The organism is Streptomyces sp. PH10-H1 (genome assembly GCF_030063355.1).
Lineage (GTDB): Bacteria > Actinomycetota > Actinomycetes > Streptomycetales > Streptomycetaceae > Actinacidiphila.
The window spans coordinates 1-9251 of the sequence record NZ_JASISZ010000135.1; the positions used below are offsets into that span (position 1 = coordinate 1).

10 protein-coding genes and 5 pseudogenes are annotated in these 9251 nt (G+C 67.6%); 6 read left to right on the top strand and 9 right to left on the bottom strand.

The features are described 5' to 3' along the window. Positions 1-127 precede the first annotated feature (127 nt). A pseudogene (locus tag QMK24_RS39545) lies at positions 128-860 on the top strand (IS4-like element ISSav1 family transposase); the annotation flags it as partial. A 149-nt stretch (positions 861-1009) separates the two neighbouring features. Here QMK24_RS39545 and QMK24_RS39550 read toward each other — a convergent pair. Continuing rightward, a complete protein-coding gene (locus QMK24_RS39550) occupies positions 1010-1234 on the bottom strand; it encodes a hypothetical protein (RefSeq protein WP_283471742.1) in 225 nt (74 codons plus the stop codon). After that, positions 1231-1752 carry a carboxymuconolactone decarboxylase family protein gene (locus QMK24_RS39555; protein ID WP_283471743.1) on the bottom strand — a complete coding sequence of 174 codons (522 nt, stop codon included), beginning with the start codon at positions 1750-1752 and terminating at the stop codon, positions 1231-1233. The genes QMK24_RS39550 and QMK24_RS39555 overlap by 4 nt, the downstream gene beginning before the upstream one ends. 101 nt (positions 1753-1853) lie before the next feature. Between QMK24_RS39555 and QMK24_RS39560 the strand changes: the two genes are divergently transcribed. Then, positions 1854-2456, top strand: coding sequence for a TetR/AcrR family transcriptional regulator (locus QMK24_RS39560; protein WP_283471744.1), 603 nt, complete (start codon positions 1854-1856; stop codon positions 2454-2456). Here QMK24_RS39560 and QMK24_RS39565 read toward each other — a convergent pair. The 3 genes and pseudogenes from QMK24_RS39565 to QMK24_RS42150 all read right to left on the bottom strand — a co-directional run. Next, positions 2431-3129, bottom strand: coding sequence for a hypothetical protein (locus QMK24_RS39565; protein WP_283471745.1), 699 nt, complete (start codon positions 3127-3129; stop codon positions 2431-2433). The two genes, QMK24_RS39560 and QMK24_RS39565, sit on opposite strands and share 26 nt — an antisense overlap. Next, a complete protein-coding gene (locus QMK24_RS39570) occupies positions 3107-3340 on the bottom strand; it encodes a hypothetical protein (protein WP_283471746.1) in 234 nt (77 codons plus the stop codon). Before QMK24_RS39570 ends, QMK24_RS39565 begins: the two co-directional genes overlap by 23 nt. Positions 3341-3416: 76 nt before the next feature. After that, a pseudogene (locus QMK24_RS42150) lies at positions 3417-3593 on the bottom strand (relaxase domain-containing protein); the annotation flags it as partial. Positions 3594-3616: 23 nt separating this feature from the next. Between QMK24_RS42150 and QMK24_RS39580 the strand changes: the two are divergent. After that, a pseudogene (locus QMK24_RS39580) lies at positions 3617-4174 on the top strand (transposase); the annotation flags it as partial. Between the two features lie 142 nt (positions 4175-4316). Beyond that, positions 4317-4577 carry a hypothetical protein gene (locus QMK24_RS39585; protein ID WP_283471748.1) on the top strand — a complete coding sequence of 87 codons (261 nt, stop codon included), beginning with the start codon at positions 4317-4319 and terminating at the stop codon, positions 4575-4577. A gap of 69 nt (positions 4578-4646) precedes the next feature. Here QMK24_RS39585 and QMK24_RS39590 read toward each other — a convergent pair whose 3' ends face one another. The 3 genes from QMK24_RS39590 to QMK24_RS39600 form a co-directional block, all read right to left on the bottom strand. Continuing rightward, the gene (locus tag QMK24_RS39590; protein WP_283471752.1) at positions 4647-5036 is read right to left on the bottom strand and encodes an AbiJ-related protein; all 390 of its coding nucleotides are present in this window, start codon (positions 5034-5036) and stop codon (positions 4647-4649) included. Beyond that, positions 5011-6093 carry an abortive infection family protein gene (locus QMK24_RS39595; RefSeq protein ID WP_283471749.1) on the bottom strand — a complete coding sequence of 361 codons (1083 nt, stop codon included), beginning with the start codon at positions 6091-6093 and terminating at the stop codon, positions 5011-5013. Before QMK24_RS39595 ends, QMK24_RS39590 begins: the two co-directional genes overlap by 26 nt. Positions 6094-6358: 265 nt before the next feature. After that, positions 6359-7243, bottom strand: coding sequence for a hypothetical protein (locus QMK24_RS39600; protein WP_283471750.1), 885 nt, complete (start codon positions 7241-7243; stop codon positions 6359-6361). A gap of 342 nt (positions 7244-7585) precedes the next feature. Here QMK24_RS39600 and QMK24_RS39605 point away from each other — a divergent pair, with 342 nt between their 5' ends. Beyond that, a complete protein-coding gene (locus QMK24_RS39605) occupies positions 7586-8002 on the top strand; it encodes a DUF5958 family protein (protein WP_283471751.1) in 417 nt (138 codons plus the stop codon). A gap of 93 nt (positions 8003-8095) precedes the next feature. After that, positions 8096-8413: pseudogene (locus tag QMK24_RS39610) on the top strand (transposase); the annotation flags it as partial. Here the strand turns inward: QMK24_RS39610 and QMK24_RS39615 are convergent. After that, positions 8386-9128 (bottom strand): annotated as a pseudogene (locus QMK24_RS39615) (ISAzo13-like element transposase-related protein); the annotation flags it as partial. The pseudogenes QMK24_RS39610 and QMK24_RS39615 overlap by 28 nt on opposite strands. Between the last annotated feature and the right edge of the window lie 123 nt (positions 9129-9251).

Consider the following 9251-nt stretch of genomic DNA (forward strand, 5'->3'; position numbering starts at 1 on the left):
TGGGTGTCGTAACCGCGTCACTACCAAGGGGCCCGTTCTTTCATGCCCGCAGCCGTACCCGTACCTCCGTACAGATGGTCACCCGTGCCGTACGCCTCGAACGAGATCCGGTTTGCCACAACGCACTTACCCGATGCTGCGGATGATGGTCTTGTGTGAGACCGGCACCCGCGCCCTGCTCGGCGCTGTCTTCGGCCCAGTCTCAACGAGCGAGACCGCCTATGCCGAACAGCTGCTGCCGTTGCTGGACGACAGCATGCTGCTGCTCAGCGACCGGGGCTTCGACTCTGACGACTTCCTGGCCAAGACCGCCGGCACTGGTGCCCAGCTGCTGACACGTCTCGACAACCGCCGCACCCCGGCCAGATGGGCCTGTCTGCCCGACGGCTCCTATCTGACGTGGATCAACGGAGTGCGGCTACGCATCATCGACGCCAGGTCATCGCGACCACGACAACGGGCGAAGCCGTCGGCGGGCGGCCTTCACCGCCGCGCTCGAAGCCGCCCGCGACCAGATCACCGCCGCCGGGCACATTCTTCCGGATCCGGCGCAGCCAGACCGGACCGGCCGGATCGTACAGGCCGTCCTGGACAACCCACTGCCCAAGCGCCGACCCCGCATCGCTGCCCGAAAAGTCAAGTGTCCCATCTCCCGCTATGCCACCCCGCTGGACCCGCTCCATCGCGCGCCCGCCAGGCGCATCACCGGTGTCAACATCGACGTTCACCATGCCCCGGCCCTGGCTCCCGAGGGACGCAGAGACCGCACCCTCCAGATCATGCGCACGGATCCGGCTCGTGCTCGCCATGCCAGCGAGATCGCCAAGGAACTCGGGCTCCCGCACCACCGGGGGACCCGTCAGCTCCGGACCGGGCCCGACGGGCGATCGCCCGGCTGCTGGGCGGCGCAGCACCTCGCGAAGCGTCCACCGCGTAAAGCGACCGCAGAACGTCTCGCGGTATCGTGGCCGGGCCGGAATCGGCCCAGGATCGGCCCGGCCACCGCAGGTCAGGCAGGGGGCTCGCCCTTTGTGTCGGGCCGGTAGCTGATCAGGCGTACGGCGGGTGCCGAGACCACCTGGACTACCCCGCTGCCGGGGATGTCCAGATGGGCGAAGCCTCCTTCGATCGCCACTCGGGCGCGTGCGACCTCGCGCGTGGGGCGGCCGTCGGCGCCGATGACCTCATAGCCGTCGACCAGTTCGACGGACGCTTCGCGCCACACCGCGTTCATGCCTGCACCTCCGGGAAGTCCAGCTCCGGCTGGGCCAGGTGGTTGAAGTAGTTGGACAGGGTGTTGAGGGCGACATGCGCGACGACCTCCGCCAGCTCGGCGTCGGTGACTCCGGCCGCGCGGACGCGGGCGAGGGTGGCGTCGTCGACGCGGCCGTGGGTGCGTACGACCTCACGGGTCAGGGAGAGGACCGCGTCGGCGTGCGGGTCGGTGTCATCTGCGGCCTCGCGGGTGCGCCGCAACTCCGACTCGCCCAGGCCCATCCGGCTGCCGCGCAGGGTGTGGGCGCTGACGCAGTACGTGCAGCCGTTCTCCTGTGCCACCAGCAGCGCGATCTGTTCACGCAGTCGCGGGCCCAGGGCGCCGCGGGTCAGTTCCTCCCGCATCGCAAGATATCCCGCCAGTGCGGCCGGGCCGTTGGCCAGCGCGGCGTACAGGTTGGGCACCCGTCCGAGCTGAGCCTTCGTGCGGTCCAGAAGACCAGTGGGGTCCTCGGTGAGTTGCGGCAGTCGGGGCATGGTTGGGCCTCCTCAAATAACGGTACCGACCGGTACCGTTTGACTGATGTAGACGGTACCGATCAGTACCGTTTAAGGCAAGAGCGGGTTACGATCGAGCCATGCCCGTCAACGCCAGGCAGCGCCTGCTGACCACCGCCGAGGACCTCTTCTACGCCGAGGGCATCCGAGCCGTCGGCCTGGAACGGATCCTGTCCACCTCCGGGGTCGGCCGGGCCTCGTTCTACCGCCACTTCGCAAGCAAGGATGAGCTGGTCGTCGCCGTCCTCCAGGGCCGCGACGAGCGGTGGCGCGCCTGGCTCGCCGACCGCGTCACCGCACTCGGCGGCGGACCGCTCGCCGTGTTCGACGCACTCGCGGAACGGTTCGCGCGCCAGGACTTCCGAGGGTGCGCGTTCATCAACACGATGATCGAGAACGCCGACCCCGCCAGCCCCGCGCACCGCGTGGCGGCCCAGCACAAGACCGCGGTGGCCGTTTACGTGGAGACACTGCTCACCACCGCAGGAGCGCCCGAACCCGCGGCGCTGGCCGCGCAGTTCACGCTGCTGATGGACGGTGCGACCGTCACCGCGCTGCGCGAGCGCACGGCCGCCCCGGCCGCCCGGGCCCGCGCAGTCGCGGCCGCCCTGCTCGCATCCGCCGTCGGACCCGGAGCGGAAGGAGTGACCGGCGCTGTCAGTGGTGGGAGCGGCTCCAGGTGACCGCCCAGCCCGCGAGCCCGGCCGCCAGGCCGAACGCAGCGCCGACCGTCAGCCGCCGGGGCCAGCGCTCGGCGCCGCCCGGCGACTCGCCCGGCTCAGGCTCACGTTCGCGCTCGCGCTCGTGATCCGCGTCGGGAGGCGAAACGCTCGACGTCAGCCGGGCCACCACGTACTCCGGCAGCGCCTCCCAGCGCACCACGCCGCCCTGAGCCCGTGAAGCAGCGAACGCCACGGACGGATGAGGCACTTGTGAGCCGTCACCGGCCTCCCAGAACTCCCGGAACTGCGGCCGGCAGCGGGAGCGGCCGTCGTCCAGAACGCCGGCACCCGTCGTCGGGTCGAAGCGCCGGACCCGCTCCACGACGCCGTCGATCACGGGAATCCGACGGCCGTGTTCGTCCCGGAGCGGTACTCCCGGCCGTCCCGCGCTCCCCTCCAGCTCGCCCAGCCGGACCCGGAACAGCAGCACGAAGTCACCGGCGGCCGTGCCGCGTACGACCCGGTACCTGGCATGGCCCGGTGGTGTGGGATCGCCCCCCGACAGGTCGTACAACAGACCCGCCAGATCGGCCTCGCACAGGAACCGCGGGGCCACGACCACCCGGTAGGTCGTCACGTGACCGCGGCTGATCAGGAACGGCCAGAACTCCTCAGCTGAGGACCGTGCCGTCATTCTCCGGACTCCTCTCGAAGGCTTGCAGCTCCTCGAACAGCCGGTGCAGGACGAACTGCGCCGCAGCGGCGTCATCGGTGACCGCGTTGACACTGCGCTTGCGGAACGACTTCTGCAGACGGCGGGCCTTGCGCAGTTCGCTGGGCGGGATGTTCACAGCGTTCGCGACCGCGCCCGTGCTGGAGGACAGGAACGCGGCGACCAGGTGCACGGGCACCTGGATGCCGCGCGGACGCGGCAACGGTGTTCTCGAACAGGGCCTCGGTGTGGATCGACCCCCATGTGCCATCCAGGCGCTGGCCCTTCACCGACAGCAGCAGATGGTCGTGCAGCAACGGCATCCCCGACCGGGCCTCGTAGTGACGGAAGCGTGCGGCAACCAGACCGCCCGGCGGCCGGACCCGGTGCACCCCGTCTTTGCCGAACCGGATGACCGCCACGTCATCCTCGATCCACTCCAGCACCTGCTCGATCGCGCGCTCGTGCGCTGTCGAAGTCTGTGGACGACCGGCTGATTGACGAGCTGGTGGGCCGGGCTCAGGCCGAGGGTCTTCAGCTGACCGGCGAGGGCGGGCTGCTCCAGCAGCTGACCAAGCGGCTGCTGGAGTCGGCCCTCGAGGGCGAGATCACCGACCACCTCGGCTATGACAAGCACGATCCCGCCGGAAAGAACGGCGGCAACTCCCGCAACGGAACCCGCGCCAAGACCGTGCTGACCGATGTCGGCCCGGTGGAGATAACCGCGCCCCGGGACCGCGAGGGTTCCTTCGAGCCGAAGATCGTCAAGAAGCAGCAGAAGCGTCTGCCGGGCGTGGACGAGATGGTCATCTCGCTCGCGGCGAAGGGCCTGACTACCGGCGAGGTCCAGGCCCACCTCGCCGAGGTCTACGGCGCCGACGTCTCCCGTCAGACGATCTCAACGATCACCGATAAGGTCCTCGAGGGCATGGCCGAGTGGCAGAACCGGCACCTTGATGCCGTCTACCCGGTGGTCTTCATCGACGCCATCCACGTGAAGATCCGCGACGGCGCGGCCGCCGGCCGACGGCCCGATAGCGACGCCGAGTTCGCTGTCGGCCACGGACACGACGTCCAGGGCCAAAATCGGGCCCATGGTCGGCAGCGTGGTGATCGTCGACCAACACACCCAGCGGCAAGCAGACATCACCCAACCCTCCGGCACCCAAGTGAACTTCACACCGGGCCCCTTCACCTCAGGTGAGGCCGTCACCATCGCGGTGCAGCTCTATCGCCGCACGGCCGGAGGGAAGACCTGCGCTGTCAGGCAGGGCTACGACACCGGCCACGCGGGCGTCGCCACCGACTACGGCGTCAACAGGCGCCACCGGGCACCGCGGCCCGCCAGGAAGCACCCCAGCATCTCCGTGTACGGAGAAGGAACGTACGGCCTCACCAACGACTATGACGGGGTCACCGAGAAGCCCTGATGCCGTTGTTTGGAGACCCGTCCTCCCAGGCCTCCAAACAACGGCATCAGTCGACTCCCGGCCTCACGTTTATTGGCATGCGCACGTCATTATAGTTGGCTGCCTCCTCCCCCGGCCCAAAGGATTCGGCCCGCCTGCGTAGATCGGCAGCCCGCTGATGTACTCGATCGGGTAGAGCTCGAAACCATCGACTGTGAGGATGTCGTTGAACTTCTCGGCCAGACGCTGGACCTCGGCCGGATCACGCCGGACCACGGGGTGGAGCATTTCGGCGAGGAAGTTCAACAGTGGCTGGGGGGAGTAGCTGCTGAGGTTGAAGCGGGCGTCGGTGAACACCCACTCCGGCAGCCAGTCGTCATTGTTCAAGCAGTGCTGGATGATGTCGTCCCGAGCCGTGAGACGCTGGAAGCCATCGCCGTCGAGGGCATCCAGGTCATACAGTCGCTCCAGGAACCGCACCTCGTCCAACGCGCCCCCACCAGACCTTCTCAACGGTCAAGAGGTCGAGGAGGCGCTGGCGGGTGACGACAGTGAGCTGCTGTGGTGCCACTGGGCTGCTCCTTCCTGTCAGGGGTGCTGGTGTGCTGGCCCGCGGGGGCTCAGGTTGAGCCTGTGGGAGTGCCCCCGGCGGGGTCGTCGTCGCGGGTGCCTTGCGCCAGGGGGCGTCGGGGTCGGCGAGGGTGTCGAGCATCAGCTCGCACCAGGTGGCGGCCGTGCCGACGGCGAAGCGGGCATGTCGGGACCCGAGCCCTGTGGGCGCGGCCAGCCGTCCGTGGCCGGTTCCGTATCGGTTGCGCAGTTCCGCGACGCCGATGGCAGCTGATGTCAGGGCGCCCAGAATGCGCTTGATGCTGTCGGCATTGTCCGGGCCGGTGCCGTTGCGGGACGGCGGCGCTGCCGCGGGGTGGAGGTGAAGGACTTGCTGGGCCTGCTTTATCAGCACGGGCAGGTCCTGGCGTTCGTCGACCGGGAGGTTCCGCTTGAGCAGCACGAGCTTGGCGGTGGCCTCGATGAGTTGTTTTGCCGCGCCGATGGCGTCGTCAGGGTAGTCGGCCCCGAACCTGCGGACTCTCTCCAGTTCGGCGTGGATGCCCGATGCCTCGGACAGGGCGTCGGCGTGCACGGTGAGGTGGGCGACGCGTGCCGTGTGCAGGCGCAGCGCGTCGTCCAGACGGCAGCCGTCGCGCGCGAACGCCTCTCGTAGGTCCGCCACCGTGTCGGCCGGCAAGCCGTTCCCACCAGACTTTCGGCTCTCACGGTCCAGACGCCGCAGCATGCTCTCGAACACCCGCAGGGCCCGGGTTACCTGGTCGTTGTCGGTCCAGTCGACGGATGCGGCGTAGGAGTCGAAGAGTTGCTTGCGGACCCCGCCGTCGCCGGAAGTGAAGTCGGGGGCTTGGGAGAAGTGCTCGTTCTCCCAGTACTCGCCGATCGCCCCTGCCACGAGATCGCTCATCAGTCCCCGGACGGCGTTGCGGGCGGTCCGGGAGAGCAGTTCACGATCAGCGGTGGTCATACATGCAGATTACGGGGCTGCTGTCTAGGGCGGCCCGGTATTTTCTCCCTTCACCGGTTCCCGGCTGGCGGTCTGCCAGCCGGGAAGCGCAGGGCCAGAGGCCACTCCACAGGGACGGGCCCGGGGCCATGGCTGATCCCCGGGGCCCGAGGTCTGCCCGGGCCTGATCACGACCCGTCGGTGGCCCACCCGGCGGCGGTCACGATCAGGACCTGCGTCTCCTGGCCGCCCCAAGGAGCGTGCTCACGCCGTACCGCAGCAAGCGTCAGGCGGGCTTCGGACACGCTTCGGGGTTGGCGGCGGCATTGTTGCCACCGCCGCTGTTGTCCGCGCAGGGGTGGAAATACCCGCCGGGGCCGTGCTGCCGATGCTGGTCGTAGACGTTGTGGGGCTTATTCCCGCTGATCGTGGACTGGTCGGTGGCCGTGAGTCGGTACCAGTTGAAGATGCCGCCGCCTTGGCTATTGGTGGAGATGTTGTCCCGGACAGCACTGCGGTTGTGCAGCGTCATGGTCCCTTCGTTGAACGCACCGCGCTGAGAATTGCTGTGGATGGACGTGTCGTCGTACAGGTCCAGGCGGCCGCCGTTGTAGATGCCCGTCCCGTTGTGGGACACATCGCTGCGGCCACGCAACTCGGTCACCCCACTGCCAGTTGCGCGGATGCCATCGCTGGGAAAGCCGGTGATAGATGAGTTGTTCAAGATGAGAGTGCCTTCAGTGTTGGTGATGCCGCCGTGTAGCAGCTTGCCCGCGAGTGCGGCCGGCAGATGGGCGGCGACGGTGAAATTATTGAGCGTGAAATGACCCCTCTGGACGGTGAAGATCGAGGCGAGCATTGCGCTTCTGGTCACCGTGACCTGCAGTACAGCACCGTTCCCCTCGATGGTGACATCCTGCTGCACGGAGGGAAGCTTCTTGCTCACGGTCTTCAGCGGATACACGCACGTGGCCTGGTGATCGGGGTTCAACACCAGGGTGGTCTTGCCTCCCTTTCGGCTGTTACTTTCCTTGAGCTGGTTCTCAATGCTCTTGGTCTGCCCGCACTTGATGTTCACCGTCACGGTCTTCTGAGGGGCCGGTGCTGCCCCCATCACCGCGGCCACCACTCCCGCCGTCATCAACAGTGTTGCGATGCGTACCTGCTTCACCCGCATCCGTCCTTCCGCCGTCACCGCGCTGGCGCACGGTCCTGGACCACCAACGCGCATGATCGGCTCCGGGACACGCCCCCACCGGGCTGCGATGTCGGCTACATACACGGCGTCCCGACAGAACGGACCGGGACGGCATGCCGCAGCCGGCTGCTCGCCCAGACTCCAGCGGCCAAGGACGTCACGAGCCTTCAGGTCAGGGCCAACCTCCCCAGCGCCTGAACGGGAGCGCGCTGCAGCCGGGGCATCGGTGCACGGCCTAGTACTCCAGTCATACTTCGCGATCTGCTTCGATAGCCTGCGGAGGTGCTGGTCTGAGCGGAATCACGGGGTGGATGGATGGACGAGCGCGCGGTCAGGTTGAACGAGCTCGCGCAGGAGCTGCGTCCGCTCGGGCGGGGCGTCGAGTGGTTCGAGGGCATCTCCGCTGACGAGCAGTTCGAAGTCCTGCGCGACTTGAGCGGGTTCTGCATCCAGGCCCGTGCGACGGCGGAGGACGGCCCGGAGAGTGTTCGTCTGGCAGGCATCCGGCCGACGCATACTCCGGCGGTTCTGATCACGCGCGGGCAGTTGCCCGGACAGCTGACAAAGATCATCAATCTGCCGCTGGACGAGCGGGTGAAGGCATTTCGCCTGTTGGTAGCCCTGCTGGGAGTTGCCGACAAGCGCCGCCGGGCTCGGCTCTGTGCTGACGGGTGCACCCATGCCTGGCATCAGTTGGGGCCTGATGCCGATACGGATGCGGCCACCGCGTGATCATCAGAGGTTGTGTGGACTCCTGAAGATGGTGCGGTGGCCGCGGGCCATAGCGTAGACCCTGCCCGCTGGCGGGACATGTTCGACCAGGCCATGGCCCGCATCGCAGGCCGGTTCCGGCGCGTTGAACCCCGGGCGACAGCACGGGCGTTCGTCCTCGGGCTGCTGTCCGGCGTCGAACGAAAGAACTGCTGGCAATTGGCCGAACAGGCCGGGCACGATCGCCCTGGCGCGATGCAGCGGCTGCTACGGAGCGCACGCTGGGACGCCGACGAGGTGCGCGACGAGATCCGCTCCTACGTCCTGAAGCACCTCGCCGGCGACGGGGTGCTGATCGTGGACGAGACGGGGTTCCTGAAGAAGGGCGAGCGCTCGGCGGGCGTTCAGCGGCAGTACACCGGCACTGCGGGGGCCCGTATTTGAATAACTGTCAGTGACGGGCTTCGGTGGGGGTCGCTCGGGCGTGTAGCTGTTCCAATGTGCGGGCGGCCGATCCGGGTATAGGCGTGATGAGGATCTGGTGCAGATCCAGCAGCCGTTTTCCGTCCTGGTACTGGATGGACAGGTTGGTGCGGTTGACGCTCAGTAATTGGGCCAGGAATGTAACGGTCACCGCTCTGCGGCGGCGCAGGATGGCTGCCAGGAGCCGCTGAGTGTGGTCCACGCTGCTGGTCTTCGGGTGGAGGTAGCTGCGCGGGCGGTGGAAGCGTCGCTGGAATGCTGCCTCGGCCATGGCGTCCCAGAAAGGTTCCGAGACCGCCACCAAGTGCTCGAAGGCAGTCCGGGACATGCCGGTCAGAGCCGGATCGGTGAGCATCATGGTCAGGTCCGGGTCGATCCGGCGAGTGCTTGCCAGCGCGTCTGGTGTTCGCGGTGCAACGGGAGCCAGTGTGTAGTTCCAGTCCCCGTGGAAGGCGTTGGGTGTGATCGGCAGGGCGTGGAACTCCGCGGGCGTGACGCTGATGCCCAGGTCGTAGCTGCCTGTGTCCAGTTCGGCCCCGATGGTCAGCCCGGTCTTGGTTGTTGTGGCGGCGATGGTCTCGATGACGACCTGGTAGCTGGTCAGAGGTCGCCCCCGCCAGTTCGCGGTGATGTGGCAGAACATTCGGTGCTCGATCTTGTTCCAATGCCGTTAGGTTAACCTGCTCCTTCATCGTGTATGACGGATGTTCAGGGGCGGTTGTGGGGCCTGAGTTGCGTGCTGTGGTGAATGTTGGGCTGCTGGCCCGGGTGTATCCGGCGGGGCTGG

What these genes read in the sequence shown, in the direction of transcription:
- QMK24_RS39565 (WP_283471745.1), bottom strand. Translation starts at nt 3,129, where the DNA reads ATGACGGCACGGTCCTCAGCTGAGGAGTTCTGGCCGTTCCTGATCAGC.
- QMK24_RS39555 (WP_283471743.1), bottom strand. Translation starts at nt 1,752, where the DNA reads ATGCCCCGACTGCCGCAACTCACCGAGGACCCCACTGGTCTTCTGGAC.
- QMK24_RS39560 (WP_283471744.1), top strand. Translation starts at nt 1,854, where the DNA reads ATGCCCGTCAACGCCAGGCAGCGCCTGCTGACCACCGCCGAGGACCTC.
- QMK24_RS39595 (WP_283471749.1), bottom strand. Translation starts at nt 6,093, where the DNA reads ATGACCACCGCTGATCGTGAACTGCTCTCCCGGACCGCCCGCAACGCC.
- QMK24_RS39550 (WP_283471742.1), bottom strand. Translation starts at nt 1,234, where the DNA reads ATGAACGCGGTGTGGCGCGAAGCGTCCGTCGAACTGGTCGACGGCTAT.
- QMK24_RS39605 (WP_283471751.1), top strand. Translation starts at nt 7,586, where the DNA reads ATGGACGAGCGCGCGGTCAGGTTGAACGAGCTCGCGCAGGAGCTGCGT.